This is a genomic window from Microbispora rosea, assembly GCF_044460045.1.
Lineage (GTDB): Bacteria > Actinomycetota > Actinomycetes > Streptosporangiales > Streptosporangiaceae > Microbispora > Microbispora rosea.
In genome coordinates this window covers 191,656-209,477 of record NZ_JBITJO010000010.1, presented here as the reverse complement: position 1 = coordinate 209,477, position 17,822 = coordinate 191,656, and the positions used below count along the sequence as shown (strand labels likewise).

The window sequence follows — 17,822 nt, the reverse complement described above, 5'->3', positions numbered from 1 at the left end:
CATCCAAGTCATTAGTAGTAACCGCCCATAGGGACGGCTATTTCGGGGTCTCTAAGATTTACAAGGCGAAATCCTTGCAGCTTCATGCCTTCCATCACAGTCTGCTCCATGCGGCGAAGGGCAGTCTTACTCGTTCCGGGAGGCACGTTGAAGTAGGTTACGTTGACTATATCGTCCATTGTATAGCCCGCTTTCCTGACTGCATGCCTTGAACTCATAGACTTGTTGGTCCTATCTCGCATGCTCTTGGTAGCGCTTCCTACATATTTGCTGCCGTCCTTGAAGTGAATGACATAGACACCAGGCTGGGCTGGTACATTGAACTTTGTTCCCGGCCGGCAAGGTGCATTGTGCACCAAGATCGGCGTGTTGTCGACTACTACGAAGTACGTATGAACAGCCGCGATCGTGAGGTTGTGCACCTCCTGATCGTGGGCAGTCCAGCTCTTGACTGCAGTGATCTGGACGTGAGTGCCGGCAGCTGTACGAAGCCATGTTCCAGGGTCGAGGTGCTTAGCGTTGACCCAGTGCCCTTGGTCCTCGGACCAGAACGGGTGCTGGTCGGTGGCGAGAATGACACCCGTCTTATCGCCGCTCGGACCGTCGATATCGACGGTAATTTTAATGAGATCCTTGTCGCCCCTACCCTCGATGACATTGAGGACCGGCTCAGCCAGCACTTCCCCGATAACTGGGTCGGCGGCCAGGACTTCGTCACCGATTCCTACCTCTTCGATGGGCTTGTGACTGCCGTCGGCCATGAGGATTTCGGTGCCGGGGACGAAGCTATTGCAGCCTAGCTTGCCCTTGCCGAAACGACCCGAGTTACGTCCATAACGGTAGTTGCTGCCGATAGTACGGTCATCGCCGTCATACATTCCTATGGCGCTGTTATTAGCATGAAAGCCATTCAGGAGGTAACCGATGAACGATTTCGGACATCCTATATCCCAGCAAATGCTTAGGGCGAGTGCATACTCTTCTGATTGCTGAATGCCGGGGTAGTGAATGCCTGGAGAACCAAGGACCTGATCGTGATACCTCTTTACCCACTCTTTTGTAAATTTATCTTTATCTACACCTGCCGGCAATTTCAGATCGATAGAGCCAAAGCCGGTTTCCACCCAGTGGCCATTAACCAACTTGTGGGTGGTCATCCATTCGAGGCAGAGCTGACTTGGGTTGGCCTTGCAATTTTCAGGCTCCGGGGAAAGTCCGGTTGGATCGGACGTGCCAATAGGGTTGTTTCCGGCATAGCCGTAGGGGTTTGCCCATTGGGGTTTGCGGAGGTCGAGGAGGGGGTCGGTGTTTAGGAACTTGGCGATGGCAGGGTCGTAGTAGCGGGCGGACAGGTAGTCCAGGCCGGTGGAGTCGTCTTCTGTTTTGCCGAGGAAGCCTCGGTCAGTGAAGGGGAGGTCGTCGGCACCGCGGCGCTGACCATAGGGCAGGTAGCGTTCGCGGGAGACTTTGCCGGTGGTGTCGTCGACGGCGAGCTGGGTGGAGCCGTGCAGGCCGGACATCAGCCAGGTGACGCCGTCACCGCCGGTGCGCATGGCGATGGTGGCGCCGTCGGAGGCCGTGTAGTAGCGCTTGCCGGTGATGCTGTCGCCGTTGACCTCGATTTCCATGGAGCCGAGGTACAGGGTGGCCTTGCCACCGGGGGCCCGGCGGATGAGGCGTTCGCCGTCGGCGTCGTACACCATGGTGGTGTCCTGGCCGTCGATAGTGGCCTTGTCCAGCTGGCCGAGTTCGTTCCAGGTGAAGGTGCCGGCCTTGCCGCCGACGGTGCGGGAGGTGAGCTGACCCGCGTTGTCGTAGGCGTAGGTGTCGGTGCCGGTGGGACGACTGATGGCGGTGACCGCGTTGGGACGGACCGCATCGGTTCCCGGTTGGGGATAGTCGTAGATGGCGGCCTGACCGTTGGAGGTCAGGCTGGTGATATTGCCGGCGCCGTCGTAGGTGTAGGACTGGGCGTAGGGGTCGATGCCCTGGTTGTCGGCCGAGGCCGTGCCCTGGCCGCAGTCGGTCGCGGTCGTGGTCCAGGCCTGGGACAGGCGGTGCAGGCCGTCGTAGGTGAAGCATTCGTACTGGCCGGTGCTGCCGCCGCTGGCTGCGGCGGCGTCGAGGATCTTGGTGATCTCGTCGGAGAGGTCGTAGGTGTAGCGGTCGTCCTGCGCCGTTACGGGGCCGCTGGTGTCGGCCTTGGTCGTGGTGGTGACGCTTTTGATTCGCCCGGTGTTCGGGTCCCAGTCCAGGTGCCGCCTGATCTTCCCGCCTGCTCCATAGGCGCGGTCGGTCAGGCGTCCGGTGCCGGAGTAGGTGGTGGAGTCGATGTAGGTGAACCCTCCGCCCAGACCACTGGTCATCCGGGAGGGGAGGTCCAGGTCGGTGTAGGTGGAGGTGAGGGTCTCGGTGGGGAGGCCGCCGGCGGCGGGCATGGTGTAGGTGGCTACCTGCCCGGTGGTGGTGTAGGTGGTGGCGAAGGTGTAGGTGCCGGCCATTAGCCCTTCGGACGAGGGGATGGTCAGCGTGGAGCCGGTGGGCCGGCCCATCTCGTCGTAGCCGGTGATGGTGTCCACGTAGGCGTTGCCGCCGAGGTACCGGGTCGCGGAAGTGAGTTCCCCCTTCCCATTAGTGGTGACCGTGTCGTAGACCCACTCGGCCAGCTTGGTGCCGCTGTTGGGCTCCCCGGACCACACGGCGGTCTTCCTGCCGATGTCATCGTAGGAGTAGGAGACCTTCTGGCCCTTGCCGTTGGTCGACCACAGCAGGTGGTCAGCATCGTCGTAGGCCTGCTGGGAGTCGCCCGCGTCGGGGTCGTGGGATGCGGTGCGGCGGCCGAGTAGGTCATAAGTGAAAGTGCTGACATTGCCGTTGGCGTCGATCAGCTTGACCGTCTGTCCGTCGCGGTCGTACTCGAAGGTCGTGTCGTAGTGGTTCGGCACGCTGACGGTGACCGATTGCCAGGCGGTCCAGTCCGAGTCGATGCCGTTCTTGACAGCGCGGGCGCGCCAGCGAACCTTCCACCCGTTGCTGAGAGTGCCGGCAGGGATGGTGACCGTGGCGTCGTTGCCGGAGGTCACCCCGTTGACAGAAGTGGTCCAGATCTGGCCGGTGCCATGCTGCGTGTCGGCGGGGTCGTGCTCGACTTCGAATTCGGCGCCGAGCTGCCCGCCCTGCGCCGAGCTGACGGTGGCCAGCAGGGCGGGAGTCAACGTGATCGTCGTGCCGTTGTTGGCAGGGCGGGTGCGGGGGTTGCCTACGACCGGGATGAGCGAGCCGTCGGTCACGGTCAGCTGCTGCCAGTCCGACCAGGCGGAGGTACCGCCAGCGGTGACGGCGCGGGCGCGCCAGCGCACCAGCCACCCGTCGGACAGCTTGCCGTCGGGGACGGTTACGGTCGCCTGCGTGCCGGAGGTCACGTCGTCGACCGCGGTGGTCCAGATCTGGCCGTTGCCCTGGCCTTCGGGGGCGGCGGGGTCGTGCTCCAGCTCGAACTCGGCCCGCACCTTCCCGCCTGCGGGGTCGGTGACCTGGGCGAGCAGTTGCGGGGTCAGCGACGAGCTGACTGTCTTGCCGTCCACGGCCTCGGACGGGGTGACCTGCAGGGTGCCCAGCACGGGGTCGGGCTGGTCAACGCGGACGGTCTGCCAGTCCGACCAGGATGAGGTGGTCTCGCCGGCGACGGCGCGGGCGCGCCAGCGCACTAGCCAGCCCTCACTCAGCGTGTCTGCGGGGACGGTGACCGTCGCCTGGGTACCGGCGGGGACGTCGTCGACCGCGGTGGTCCAGATCTGGCCGGTGCCGTGCTCGGTGTCGGCGGGGTCGTGTTCGAGCTCAAACTCCGCCCGCATCGTGCCGCCGACGGGATTGGTGACCTGAGCGAGCAGTTGCGGAGTCAGCGACGAGGTCACTGTGGTGCCGTCGACGACCTGGAAGGGAGCGACCTGTAGCGCGCTCACCGCCGGCTCAGACGGGACATTGCCAATGTCGACGGTGGCCGACTGCCAGTCCGACCAGGCGGACGTCACCTGGGTGGCGGTGTTGAGCGCGCGGACACGCCAGCGGATTCCCCACGCGTTGTTCAGTTTCCCACCAGGGACGCTAACCGACGCCTGGATGCCGGAGGCGACGTTGTCGACCGCGGCGGTCCAGATCTGGCCGGCGCCATGGGCGGTGTCGGCAGGGTCGTGTTCGAGTTCGAACTCTGCCCGCAGCGGCTGCCCGTAGGTGTCGGTGACGGTGGCCAGCAGCTGCGGGGTGAGCGAGGTGACAGTGGTGGTCTGCCCGGACGTCTGGGCGGGAGTGATCTGCAGCTGGGAGACGGTGGCGGCTGGGACCTTCACTGTCAGGGCCTGCCAGCCGGACCAGGCGGAGGTGTTGGATCCGGCGGCGACCGCGCGGGCGCGCCAGCGGACCTTCCACCCGTCGCCGAGTTTTCCTGCGGGGACGGTGAGGGTGGCCTGGGTGCCGGAGGCGACGTTGTCGACCACCGGGTCCTGCGCCGCCCTGATGGTGGCAGCCGACCAGGCCGACCAGGCCGAGGAGGTAGAGGTGCCGGTGTTGGTGGCGCGGGCCCGCCAGCGGATGTGCCAGCCGTCGCTCAGTTTCCCGGCCGGGACCACCGCGGGGGCATCGTTGCCGGAGGTGACGCCAGCGGAGCTGCCCGCCCAGATCTGACCAGTGCCTTCTGCGGTGTAGGCGGGGTCGTGCTCGACCTCGTAGTCGGCCCGCAGGCTCCCGCTGGCAGTGTCGGAGACGGTGGCGTGCAGGGTCGGCGTCAACGACGACACCGCACCCCCGGTAACGGGGGTGATCGACAGGTTGCCGAGCGTGGGAGACGACGACGGCAGCGAGTAGGTCACGGTCAGCTCCGGCGCCTGCGAGTAGCCAGGGTAAGCGACGGCACCTTCGGAGGAGTCGTAGACGCGCCAGTCCTCATCCGCGTTCTCGTCCGCAGCTCGCATCTGCAGGCCCCACCTGGGTTGGCCGACGGCCCAGTCCTGGGCGATGCCGGTGACGTCCCACGTGACCGGTATCCCGCCCATGCCGTTGTCGCCACAGCGTTCGATGTCGTAGGCGTCCTGGCGGGCTACCGCGTCCTCGCTGGTTGCATACGGCTGGCTGTTCCAGGTGACGGTGTAGGGGTCCCAGGCGGAGGTCACCCTCCTGACCTGAATGCCAGAGCCGAACGGCGCGCACTGAGGGGCACCATAGTTGAACAGCGACAGTTGTGCCTGCGCCACCGTCGCACCGGTGAGGAATGCGGTGTCAAAGTTGAGGTAGCCGCGCGTGACGTCGCCGCCGTCAACGCCGATATCGAGGTAATTGTCATCGGCGTGGGTATCGCCGACGCTGTCCCAGTTAGCGACGAAGGTGTCGGCTTGAGGTGAGAAATCCACTGTCGGGTCGACGGTCACCGGGTAGGTGAGCGTGGGGTCGGCCAGGAACGCCGCGTCCGGGGTCAGCTCCAGCACCTGGTGATCACCTTCACCGGTGAGGCGGGTGGCGATACGGCCCATGCGCCGGTGCCGGCCCTTGGCCTCCTTAGTTCTGGCGTCCGCCTTCGCATTCGCGTTGGTCCCGGCCTGGGCGTCCCCCGCCTTCCTCTCTCCACGGTCGGACACGGGGTACATGACCGGCTGTGCCAACGGGGCGACCAGCTTGCCCGTACTGTCGGTCAGCGTGAGCCGGCCCTGGCCGTCCTGCTGCAGCTTCCACCCGGTGGTCTTCACGTTGATGCGGTAGTTGAGTTGGGCAGTGGGGCGCTCGCGCAACTCGATGTCATGGCGGACACCACCAGGCAGCACCGTCACCACCAAATCGGCACCAGGACCAGCCGCATCGGCATAACGGGCCTTGTTCCGCTCGACCATCGGCTTGGGCAGCGGGGCCGGCCAGCTCAGCGCAATCGAATTACCCGCCTCATCGGCCACAGTGGCGAACGGCCCGTCACCACCGTTGGACACCTTCACCTGGGGCCCGGCCTTGGGCACCAAGGCGCCGTCCTTGTCCACCAAGCTGGTGTCGATCGGCACCCACGCCCCGTCCCGCTTGACCCTGGCCGGACGGGTGCTGAGCGTCGTGGTGAACGTCTTGCCATCCGGGTTGGCCACAGTCGAACTCGTCGCCGAGGTCAACCCTGCCACCGCGACCGGCTTACCCGACCGCTTCGCCTCAACCGACGCACCCATGCGCGCGTCGTCCTGCACGTGCGATGGCGGCGCATCCGCGGCCGGCGCGTTCGAGGCTGGCACGTTGGCGGCGGGGGCGGCGCCAGCCGCTGCGGACTTGGCCGTCCCTGTCTGCGTGTTGCCGATGGTCCAGATGCTGCCGGTGCCATGGGCGGTGTCAGCCGGGTCGTGCTCCAGCTCGAACTCCACTCGCGACGCCCCCGCGTCGGGTGTGGTTACCCGGGCGGCCAGCGCAGGAGTGAGGGTGGAGGTAACAGTCTCCCCCGACAGCACCTGCGACGGGGTCACCTGGAACTGGTCCACCAGCGGGTCCGGCACGTTCACGGTCGTGGTTTGCCAAGCCGACCAGGCCGAAGAGACGGAGGCTCCGGTGTTGGTGGCCCGGGCCCGCCACCGGATGTGCCACCCGTCGGTGAGTTTCCCGGCCGGAACGACGGCGGGGGCATCGTTGCCGGAGGTGACGGTGGCCGAGCTGCCGGTCCAGATCTGGCCGGTGCCTTCCGCGGTGTAGGCGGGGTCGTGCTCGATTTCGTAGTCGGCCCGCAGGTTTCCCCCGGCGGGGTCGGAGACGGTTGCGTGCAGGGTCGGTGTCAGCGACGACACCGCGGACCCGGTGACCGGGGTGATCGACAGCTTGGAGGCCGCGGGGGCCGAGGGCAGGGTGTAGGTGACACTCAACGTGGGAGGGTCGCCGTAGCCGACCTCGGACGATGCGAACCCGACCTCATAGTCGGCGGCGTTGCTCTCATCAGTTCCGCGCAGTTCGATGCCGTAGTTCGCAGTCCCCGACGCCCACGCCTGCGCCATCGAGGTGACCCTCCACGACATGGACCGGTCGCCGGAACAGCCACCGGTCTCCGACGCCGTGGCCTGGCCGCTGGTGGTCGTGGTGGGCTTGTTCGTCCACAGGACGGTGCTGGGGTTCCAGCTGGAGGTCACCCGCGCCGCGACGATGCCACCGGTGGCGCATTCGAAGGAATCGACCCACATCTGATAGGCGCTGAGCGTGGCGCTTGACACGGTCGCGCCCGCCAAGGAGCTGGTGTCGAACTTCAGATAGGAACGCGCGACTTCGACACCGACGAAGTTGAAGACCGCACCGGCGACGAGCTCGGAGTCACCCGCGTGAGTACTGCTCTCGCCCTTGATGACGTAGGTGTCGCTGCTCAGCGGAAGCGTGGTCGTGGGATCGATCGTCACCGGATAGGTGGTGGCCGGGTCAGCCAGGAAACCGGGGTCGGGCTGAAGCACCAGCACCTGGCGGCCCTGCTCCTGCACGACACTGGTGGTGATCTTCCCACGCTTTCGCGGGCGCCGCTTACCCTTCGCGTCCGCGCCGGCATCGGGCGTGGAGGACGCCCACATGACCGGCGTGGGGGCCGCCGCGACGACCGTGCCACCCTTGTCGCTCAGGGTCAGGCCACCGGTCTCCGCGGTCTTCAGGGTCAAGCCGGATGTCTCGACAGGCAGCCGGTATTCCACCGGACCGGACGGCCTGCGCCGCAGCACGACATCGTGCCGGAACCCGGTGGCCAGCGCGGTCACCACGAGATCGGCCCCCGGCCCTGCCGCATCGGCGTAGGTCGCCGTGTTCCCCTTCACGGAGGGGCGGGGCAGCGCGCTCGGCCACCACAGCGCGAAGACCGTGCCGTCCTGCCGTGTCATCTTCGCGAACACGCCTGTCCCTCCGGTGGAGAACTCCACCTGAGCGGCCGCGGCCTTCGGCCGCAATACCCCATCCTCGTCCACGAGCGAGGTGTCGATCGGCACCCAGGACTGCCCCTGCTTCACCCGGGAGGGGCCAGCGGTGAACTCGGCGGTGAAGGTCTTGCCATCCGGGTTGGCATACACCACCGAGGAATCGGTCGTCGCCGCGTCGACCTGCACCCGCTTGCCCTGCTTGACCGCGGCCTTGAGCGCCGCATCGGCAGCCGCCCGGACCTCAGGCTGCGCGGCAGCCCCGGAAGAGGCAGCGGACGAAGACGGCTGTGCGGGCGCGGCCTGCGACGTCGCCGAGGCAGTCACGGCAGAGGAGTTGGACGAAGAACCCGGCGGCACCGGCCCTGCCACAGCTGCCGCCTGCTGACCGCTGCCCCCGCCGCTCAGCCATTCTTCGATTTTGGTGACCTGGTCGGCGGCGTCGGTGTAGTACACCGTCTTGCCGCCCACCGGCGGAATCACCTCGTACTTGTCCGCGCCCAGGTAGTTGGTGGTCGTACGGCGGAACTCTTTCTCGCCGGTCGCGTCGGCCGTCATGTCCACCTGGGCGGTGACTCGGCCGAGCCGGTCGTACTCCTGCTTGGACCATTGCGGAACCGTGCTCCATGCGGGGTTCAGCAGGCCCGATCCAAGCGCGCTCCCGTTGTACACCGGAGCGGAGGTCCGCTCGGTCAGGCCGCGCTCGTTGTAGGCGGTGACCTGAACGATCCGGCCGCCTGTCGGCGAGGCGGTTTGCACCTCACGCTCGCGGCCGAAGCCGTCGCTGTAGGTGTAGGTGGAGGTGTATTTGGGGGTTCTAGTGCCGGCGCCGGACTGCAGGCGCGACACCATGGTCCGGGATGGCTGGCTACCGGTGACGGCGTAGGCGACCTTCGCCGCGGGGGGATTGTCGCTGAGGTCGGTGTCGTTGCGGTCAGGCTTGGGCGCATCCGGAGTCCACAGCTGCAGCGTTCGGCCCAGGACGTCGTAGTCGATGTTGACCTTGTTGTCGTTGGCGTCCTGCATGCCGACCGGCTGACCGTTGTACTGGGAGGACCAGGTGGTCACCTGGTGCTGGAGCGGATTTTTGACCGTCACGCCCTGCCATGGCCAGCCGACGGCTGGGGTGTAGGTCGTGGTGGTCTTCTTTGGGTTTTGCTCGGACGGGTCGGACGGCTCGGTCGTGGTGAGCGGCCGGCCGTAGTTGTCGAAGGTCGACTTGATCGTGGCGTAGTGAGTGGTGGTGGAGTAGGCGCGGGTTTCGGTGACGTTCCCATGGGTGGGAGTGTTGGCGGACGGGTCGCTCGCTCCGTCGTAGAGGTAGACGATACGGCTCAGCAGGTCACCGCTGGTGCAGTCGTCACCCGCATGCTTCTCCTCCGACGCGTGGTAGTTGAGCATCCACGTCGTCGTGTTGCGGGCGTAGGTGATGGAGGTGCAGGTGTTGTCGGACGCGATGCTGGTGTCGCCGTAGTCGTTGACCGTTTTCGGCAGCCCGTCGGAGTTGTAGGTGGTCTTGGTGTCGGTGTAGCGCCACCCGGTGGTGGTCTTCTCCCGGGACACCTCCCGCGTCTGGTTCACGCGAGAGGGGTTACGCGTGCCCGGGCCGCCGCCGGTCTCGACTACCTCGTACTCATACCGTGTGGAGGAGTTCTCCCCATTGCTGTCGCGGACTTGTTCCTGCAGGGTGCGCCCGTTCAGCTCGATGGGATCCGGGACGCTGTGGCCGTCGAAGTCGGTGATGGACCGGCCCAGGCCGCGGAAGAACTTGGCCGAGGTAGTGCTGACCCCGGAAGAGCCGGACCCGCCGCCGACGGTGGTGGTCACCTGACCGTAACCGCGCCATTCGGTGTAGTCCTCAGGCATGAACGGGTCGCGCACGGCCAGGGGGTTGTCCGGGACCGCCCAGCCCGGATCATCCTCATAGGAGTAGCTGGTGACCTGGCTGGGTGAGCCGCCCACCATGTCAATGTCGGTGACCGACGTCACCAGCCACTTGGCGTAGACCTCGCCGTAGTAGTACCAGTCGTCGTTGACGATGTCGTAGCGGGTGGTGATGAAGTAGCAGTCGTAGCCGGAGTCGTCCCAGATGTCGCTCGGGGGATACTGCGCCATTTCCGGGCAGGGGTTTTCCTGCTCGTACTCCACCTCACTGCGGCCGCCCAGCCCGTTGTTCACCGCGCCGATGCGGGGGAACTCCACCGAGTCCAGCTCGATGCTGACGGCATTGTTCCGGAAGGTCGCCTCGAACGTGGTCGGCGGCAGGGCGATCTGCGTTCCGTTGCCGCCGGCCAGGCCGACCTGCTGGATGGAGTCCAGCCACAAGATGGGGTACTCGTCCCCGTTCCAGCCACCGCCGTCCAGCCACTGATACGACAGGTCCCACCGGGTGACGTCCTCCCAGTCGTCGGTCGTGCCCGGGACCAGGGTCTGGGTGGTGATCGAGCTCAGTATCCGGCTTGTGTAAAACCGCGGCCCTGTGCCGTACACGCAGTCCGAATAGTCGCGCCCGTCCTCGCAGAACTCCGGCTCGTCGGTAACGCCGCCGGAGGCCCGATCAGAGGTGGTGAACACGATCCGCGCGGTCGGGCTCGAGCCGGGAACGTTGATGTTATGGCCGTAGCTCACCGCGGACACGTTGACGGCCCTGTCGTACTCCGGGTCGCACCTGCTGTCGTAGTCCAGCGCGACCGTGCAGTAGCCGTCTTCTTCCTTGTCGTAGGAGTAGTCGATCACGTTGCCGTTCGGGTCGACCTCCTGGTCCAGCATCCAGCGCCAGGGCTTTTCACAGAGCTGCTGAACGCTGTCCTCGCCGCTGCCGGGCTCGGGGTAGTACTGATGACACGGCTCGCCTTCGTCGTCACCGATGAACGCCATCGCCAGCGAGGAGTCGGTGTTGTAGCCGAACCGGTAGACCGAGCCATCCTGGGTGGTGATCCGCCACCACGACTGCGACGACATCGGCTCGATCTTCCAGCCGTAGTCCTCCACCGTGCGCCACTTGCCGGAGGTGTCTTTGACGATGTCGGTGGAACGGCCGTCCAGCGACAACGTCAGCTTCGAGGAGGTCGGATCCCCGTACGGCGACTCCCAGCACTTGTCCGGCCACCCCACCTGGGCGGTGTTGTAGCCCATCCGGCCCGACTTCGCATACCCCGAACACGACACGAACGACCGCTCGATGAACCCGGTGTTCAGCTCCCAGCCCATCCCGACCAGGCCGGACTGGTTGTTGGTCTGCGAGGTCAGCGAATCCACCGCCGCCGACGAATACTGCAACGCCAGCTCAGGGGCGTCCCCGGACGGGGCGGGCGGGGCCGTGATTGGGTAACTGTAGGAGAACGCCCCACCCGACTGGCCCGCCTGCCACGTCCCCGACGGCTTCAACGGCGACGCCGCAAAATCACCCGTCAACGACCCCGACGCCGTCGCCGCAGCAGAGGCCGCCACCGCATAGACGAACCCATCGGCGGAGCCGGCAGCGGTGTCTCCAGCGGCAGCAGCCCCGGCCGAGGCGCTTGCCGGAGGCGTGGCCTGCGCCCCACCGGTTACGGCGCTACCGGCCGCGGCCGTGGAGGTGCCGCCCGCCGCGGGGGCGACCTCGACCTCGGCCGTCAGATGGCCGGTCTTCACGTCGTTGACCACCGGCAACACCCGCAGCTGCGCCGACCGCTGCTTGGCGCACTCGGCCGTCAGCGGCTGGGCCAGCACACACGCCGGCAACCGCACCAGCGTCAACCGGGAGGCGAACCCACCCCCGCCCGCACCGCGAAACGAGGAGTAGTCCACCGTGACCTTCGCCGCCGCAGGAGCCGTGCCGCCGTCCGCTCGAGTCAGCTGCAGCACCATGCCGACACCGCCGACCTTTCGGGCCACGGTGTTGTCGAACGTCTTCACCGTTACAGAACCCGGGGTCGGCTTCACCGGTTCCTGCGACGGCGCAGCCTTCGGCGCCTTCTCACCCCGCGCGGCGGATGCCGGCTTCCTACTCGAGGGCGACGCGCCCGGCCGCGGCGTGGCGCTCGCTTTCGCGTCCGGCGCGGCCACCGTCACCGGCAACCCCGGTACGGCCGCGGCCTTGCCCGCCACCACGTTCACCCGCGCCGACCCGCTCTTCGGCCACACCGGCGCCGGCGGCTTCTTCGCCGGGTGGGACGCCTCCTCGCCCTTCACACGGGGAGTCGGGACCGCGACCGGACGGGCTTCCACGCTCCGCTCCTGCTGCGGTGCCTCCACGGCGGCGCTGGCCGGTGTGACCAACCCGTCCGGCACGCCGACCCCGGCGACGAACACTCCGAGGATGACCACCGCCCCAACCCACGCCCGAGAGAAACGGCCATGAATTGTGCCGGGCAGCAGTTTCCGGGCACGCGAAATCGGCACGCCGAGCTCCTCCGCACGCAAAGCGAAGCGCGCGGCAGGCATCGCCGCTCGCCCCAATAAAGCCGAAATAAAGAGACCAAACGGGATCATGCGTGCCTGACAACCCCAGGTCAAGACCTACTTCGCATCTGGATGATCACGTGCCGTTACGTGGACGGCAGGCCAGATTCCCGTCCATAACGCCCCACCAGGCGCGTTCCAAAAACGAAGAGGGGGCAGCGAAGCACAGGTGTGCGATCTACATCACATCGCCGAATCCCTCTTGACGTAACAGCGCAGGAGACGTGCCGGTAGTGCCTATGACGCCGGAGACTCACCCCTGTAGGCGCACGCCCCGAAACGGGATCGATACCAGGCCTGAGATACGGCCGTGGTTGCCGGGGGCGGGAGCTGAGGGGCTGGCCGCGGCCAGCCCGGTTGTCGCATCAGCTGCTCTGATCACCGCCGAAACCGCTTGGCGTAGCCGCACGGAAGCCATCAGGTGGGGCGTCGGGCAGAGGTGAGCCGTCCGTAGAGGGCGGCGGTTTCGGGGTGAGGGTCGCCGTCGGCGCTGACTTCGGCGATCGCCTTGAGGCAGGCCTTCCACGCCTCGTGGACCCTGCTCATGTTCCCGGCCTCGTACTCCGCCCGCATCAGCGCCCGCCACAGCTGCTCGGCGTAGGGGTCGGAGGTGAGTCCCTGCCGTGCTGCGCGTGCGGAGCGGTCAGGGCGGCCGGCATCGAGTTCGAGTTCAGCGAGCAGGTCGGCGGCGTCGACGATTTCGGCGCGAATGTTCTCGATTACTGGGGTTTCTAGCCACCAGTGGTAGCAGCCGTCCAGCACCGGCCCCCTGACCAGGGCAAGGGCGTCCCAGAGGTCGATGGTGGAGTTGCGTTTGGCGCCGCGGTCGGCGAGTTCCTGGAAGCGGGTCCAGTCCAGAGTGATGGCGTGGGTGCGGTAGACGTAGGTGGAGTCGCACAGGATGCGTGCCTGGCCGTCGGAGGCCTTTCCGAGTTTGCCGCGGGTGCGGGTGATGAGCTGGCGCAGCTGGTCGGAGGGCTTGGGGGTGTCGGGGTCGGGGCCCATCATGGCGGCGAGCTGGACGTTGCGTAGCCCGGTCGGCCCGGCCAAGGCCAGGGCGAGCACGAGCTCGGCCATCTTCGGCTGGAGGTCGGCGACTGTGCCGGTGATCTCCAGCGGCCCGAGGATGGACACCTGCACAGCGTTCTGTACCTCATCGCGCTGCGGCTCGGGCTGGGCAACTTCTGGCAGTGCGGGTTTTCCCCCCGACTCCCCGTCTTCCTGCTGGCTATCGGCCGCTCCAGCGACGTATGACCTGCTTGCTCCGCCTGCCAGCGGCAGCTGGCTTTCGTCCGCATACGCGTTATACAGCGGGGCGTCGGCGGCGACGTCGCTGATGTCGCCGGCAACGGTGAACAGTTCCCCGAGCCGCTGGTAGGACTCGGCCGAGATCAGGTGCGGCCGCACTGTGAGGCCGAGCGGGGTGACGTCCAGCCGCGGCCCCTGGTCGTCCTGCGACAGGGCGAACCGCGCGGGCGCGCCTGCGGCGTCTACGGGAACGAGGGCAGCCAGACCGCCGGGCAGGGCGGTGACGGTGTCGACCAGCCGAGCCATCTGATCGGGCGACGGAGTGGTCCTGCTGATGAGGACGGTGAGAGTCCAGTCCCCATCAGGGTCGTGCAGGCGCCGGCCGGACACGCCGGTTGGGCCGTCAGTGGTGGCGAGCCGTCCGCGGAGGTCGCGGGCCCGGTCGGCGAGCAGGCCGAGCGCTTCGGCCAGGTCCGTGCAGGGTCGGATGCGATCGCCGGCCGCCTGCAGTTCGGGAAAGCCCACGGCGAGCACGTCGAACCATGGCCCATCACCGGTGGCGAGTTCGGTGGCCGCGGTGGTGAGGAAGCGGTCGACCAGCTCATCGGGGCCGGTCGCGGTGGCGGTCTGCAGGCGTTCGAGATTCACCAGGAGTGCGTGTCCGTCGTCGAGGTATCCGGTGGTGAGCAGTGCAGGGAGCACGTCCCGGGCGCTGTCCGCGTTGGGTGCGCTGTCGAGGTCGATGCGCCAGGTCGCCTTCGTGCGGCCCTGGGTGAACGGGGCTGGTGGCGTGCCGGCGGGCTGGGCCAACAGCAGTTCGACGGCATCCACGCAGACGCGTGCGCCGAGCACGTGCGGCAGGTCGCGGCCGGCGGCGGTTAGGACGCCGCCAAGCGTGGCCAGGGCCTGGCGGGCGCATGTGCGGGCGTCGGGTGCGGCCAGGCGGCGCAGTTCCTGCTCGGTGCGCAGGGTGTCTGGGTCGGCGGGCAGGGCGATGCGGCGGCCGCGGCGGCGTGTTTGGCGTTGGGCGTGGCGGAGGCGGGCGAGGGTGAGCAGGGACCCTACGGCTACTCCCCCGGCGAACGCCGCAACCGGCGCGCTGGGACCGTTGTCTTCCGCCTCCCCGCCGTCGGTCAGCAGGATCGCGGTCGGTTCCGGCGCCGATGCACGCGCCTCGCCGGTCTGCGGTGTGCGTGCGAGCGGGGCCGCGTCTCGTACGGCTGCCGGTTGCTCCCCCGCCTTCGGGAAGTCCTGTGTGGCCGGTGGTTGGGGCGAGGAGGGAGCGCCATCGTGCGGGCGGGAGAACTCGGAGGCGTCGCTCGGGTGGCCGAGATGGCGATCCGGGAGGGGCGGTTGTGGCCGGTCGAGGTCGGTCGCGGCGGCCGGCATGCGCAGCACCCAGCCGGGACGGATCACGTCGGGCCGGGTGAAACGGGCGCCGTCGGTCATCACACGGCCCCTGTTGAGCTGGGCGATTTCGGTGTAGCGGTCGCCGTTGCCGAGGTGGCGTTCGGCGATGGTCCACAGGCAGTCGCCGCGACGCACCTGGTAGGCCGCGTGCGTGAGCCGCAGCACCCGGGCGTGCGCCTGGTCAGACGCGGTGTGCGCCCCAGTCATGGTGGGCTGTCCAACCCCCGATGGCACGTCAGCTCCGGCGAAGCGTGGCGGGTCGTGCCCGGCGTCCGGTGAGGCGGTGGTGGTGTCGGCCAGTGCGGCGGGTGCGGCGGCGACCACGGCGGCGGGCGGGACGGCGGCCATTACGAACGCGGCCGGCGAGCCGGCGGCGAGCGCGACCGAGGAAATGAGCTGGGCCGACAGCCATTGGGTGGCGCCAAGGCCGGGCAGGTGCGGCGTGGCGCGGCCGCGGATGCGGGAGGCGAGCTCGACCAGGGTGCTGGCCACGAAGCTCGCCCACGCCGCCCAGCTGACGACCTTCACGACAGTGAGGAAGAGGGTGCCGTCGTCGCGGTGGGTCAGCGCGTGGCCGATCTCGCCCAGGCTGGGGAGGTGGGCGGGTACGGGGGATCCGGCCAGCGCATACAACATGAGGGGTACGCCGGCGATGAGCGCGGTCAAGACGGCGGCCGCCAGCAGCGCCCGCAGCCCGTCCAGCAGACGGAACCTGATCATCGAAGTTCTCCCTCCACGCCGGGAACGAGGCGGGCGGTGGCCGACCCGGTCACCGCGATGTCGTTGATGCCGATCAGGGCCAGGAACAGGGTGGGTTCACTCACCCGTACGCGGACCTGGATGGCGTGGGTGCCGACCGGCGCGGCGGTCCCGGTGTGGCCGGTCGTGGCGAGGTAGGAGCGCGCGGCGCGCAGAGCGGCGACCTGGTCGACGATGTATCGGCCGTCGGTGTAGGCGGCGCGGCGGTCGACGTATCCGGCGCCAGCCCGGGCCGCCTCTTCCGCAATGTTGTAGGCCTCGCGGCCGGCGCGGAGCTTGGCGGTGCCGTCCCACAGGAAGCCGGCGAGCACCAGCATCAGCGGGAACACCGCCACGGCGGTAAACAGCGTGACCGACCCGCGGTCGCGTGTCCTGGTCATGTCGACGCCATCAGGGTCAGATGGCCGTGGTGGACCGTCTGGCCTGGGAAGGCGCTCAAGGACGGGGCGATGGTGACCTGGTCGACATGAGCGTTCACGCTGCCACCCGCTGCGCCGCAGCCCCCGAGTATCTTGGCCTCGTCACGTCGTGCCCTGTCAGTCGCGTCCGGCATCCTAAAGCGATGACGCGCTGGTTCCGCACCTATTGGGATGAAGAGGACATCTGGTTCTACTTCGAGGTTGATGCCGACGGTTGGGTGAACCGCCAGGTCGAACTCCGGGGACCGGACGGCATCCCCATCGTCGCGGCGTCCCTGACGGAATGGCAGCAGGCTCAGGCAGCAGGCCGGCTCAGCCAGTACGAGGCGACCTACGGCCTGACCGCGGAGAGCCCTGTGCAGGAGTGGGACGGATACGAGCCTCACGCTCTGACTGCGGCCGAGTTCGAAGACGTGTGGAACCGGGCCCGCCGGCACCTCCGCAGCAATCACTGAGCTCGCACAATCCGGCAGGCGGCTCGTCTCGGTCCGCTGGCTCACACCTTCACACACGGACGCCTCCCGTCTTGGCACGCTCGTTGCCGGCTGAGGAACCGCCAGGATCTGCGAACCCCAGAGCTCTCCCCCGGTAGGGGTCGATGGGCGAGGCGAAGGACGCGCGGACCGTCTTCTGGCCGGGCAGTCCGGGCAGCAGGTCGCCGAGCTGGACGGTGCAGGTCACGCGGGCGACGACCTGGGCAGGCGTGCCGACCTGCCGGGAGAATCCACTGGTGTCCACCGCGATCGACGGGGCGCAGCGCAGGCCCTCGCGGCGGAGCGCGGCGGCGGCACTGGTTGTGGCGGCGCGCCGGGCCTCGGCGGGGGCGCGGGCGATGGACGCCCGCCGGGCGGCGTCGCGAGCGGCCGACTCGACCGCACTGTAGGCGGTGGCGATGCGCCCGGTGAGGACGACCAGGGCGATGAGTGCCAGCAGTGCGGGGGCGAGGACCACCAGTTCCAGCGTTGCGCTTCCCCGCTCGCCGTCCTGCGGCGTGCGTCGGCAGCTCATGGGCGGTCCGCGGGGATGAAGCGTTCGACCGGGGCGCGGGCGACCTCCGAGACGGTCCACTGAGCGATAGGTAGGAACGACGGCACCCGGCCGGTGACGACGACTTCGACGGTGCCGGCGTCGCCGCCCGCCCGGGCGTCGGGGTGGGTGAGGAAGGCGCCGCCGACGCGGGTAGCGAAGCGCACCGCGGCGGCTGGTCCGGCGGAGCGGGAGGCGCCGTCGGTGCGGGCCGCGCGGACGCCTTCCTGCGCGGCCGCCTGGGCGGTGGAGTGGGCCTGGTAGACGAAGACGGCCTGGACCGCCGCGGCCACGACCAGGAGCAGCAGCGGGAACAGGATGACCATCTCCAAGGTGGCCGCCCCGCGATCGCGCAGCACCTGGCACCGCACGCCACGGCGGGAACGCCGCAAATCGGCGGCATCAGGAGTGGTCACGGGATCTTGGCGAGCCATTCGGTGACCTTGTCCTTCATCACCGCGGCGGCGGCGATGGCGATGCCGATGATCAGGGTGGTGAGGACGACCCATTCCAGGGTGCTGGCGCCGCGGTCCTCGCGCAGACGCTGCAGGCCGGCCTGCGCGCGCACGAGCAGGAGGGTGAGCTGCGAGGACATGACAGTGGGAAGGCGCATCGGTCTCCTTGA

General features: G+C 68.0%; 7 protein-coding genes. 1 reads left to right on the top strand and 6 read right to left on the bottom strand.

Annotation, left to right across the window (positions count from 1 at the left end; genetic code table 11):
• Window positions 1-11: 11 nt before the first annotated feature.
• The 3 genes from ACIBK1_RS33080 to ACIBK1_RS33070 form a co-directional block, all read right to left on the bottom strand.
• Window positions 12-12,365, bottom strand: coding sequence for a DNRLRE domain-containing protein (locus tag ACIBK1_RS33080; protein ID WP_328854086.1), 12,354 nt, complete (start codon window positions 12,363-12,365; stop codon window positions 12-14).
• Between the two features lie 387 nt (window positions 12,366-12,752).
• On the bottom strand, window positions 12,753-15,713 hold the full coding sequence (locus ACIBK1_RS33075) for a BTAD domain-containing putative transcriptional regulator (protein ID WP_142652589.1): 2,961 nt from the start codon (window positions 15,711-15,713) through the stop codon (window positions 12,753-12,755).
• Window positions 15,710-16,132, bottom strand: coding sequence for a pilus assembly protein TadG-related protein (locus ACIBK1_RS33070; protein ID WP_142652588.1), 423 nt, complete (start codon window positions 16,130-16,132; stop codon window positions 15,710-15,712). Before ACIBK1_RS33070 ends, ACIBK1_RS33075 begins: the two co-directional genes overlap by 4 nt.
• 20 nt (window positions 16,133-16,152) lie before the next feature.
• On the opposite strand from ACIBK1_RS33070, the gene ACIBK1_RS33065 reads away from it, so the two are divergent.
• Window positions 16,153-16,626 (top strand): hypothetical protein, encoded by a 474-nt coding sequence (locus ACIBK1_RS33065; RefSeq protein WP_205831258.1) that lies wholly within the window; start codon window positions 16,153-16,155, stop codon window positions 16,624-16,626.
• Between the two features lie 49 nt (window positions 16,627-16,675).
• On the opposite strand, the gene ACIBK1_RS33060 is transcribed toward ACIBK1_RS33065, so the two are convergent.
• The 3 genes from ACIBK1_RS33060 to ACIBK1_RS33050 are packed head-to-tail and all read right to left on the bottom strand — an operon-like array spanning window position 16,676 to window position 17,810.
• Complete coding sequence (locus ACIBK1_RS33060; RefSeq protein ID WP_142652587.1) at window positions 16,676-17,179, bottom strand: TadE/TadG family type IV pilus assembly protein; 504 nt, start codon at window positions 17,177-17,179, stop codon at window positions 16,676-16,678.
• On the bottom strand, window positions 17,176-17,613 hold the full coding sequence (locus ACIBK1_RS33055) for a TadE/TadG family type IV pilus assembly protein (RefSeq protein WP_168066625.1): 438 nt from the start codon (window positions 17,611-17,613) through the stop codon (window positions 17,176-17,178). Before ACIBK1_RS33055 ends, ACIBK1_RS33060 begins: the two co-directional genes overlap by 4 nt.
• Complete coding sequence (locus ACIBK1_RS33050) at window positions 17,610-17,810, bottom strand: hypothetical protein (RefSeq protein WP_142652585.1); 201 nt, start codon at window positions 17,808-17,810, stop codon at window positions 17,610-17,612. The genes ACIBK1_RS33055 and ACIBK1_RS33050 overlap by 4 nt, the downstream gene beginning before the upstream one ends.
• Window positions 17,811-17,822 lie beyond the last annotated feature (12 nt).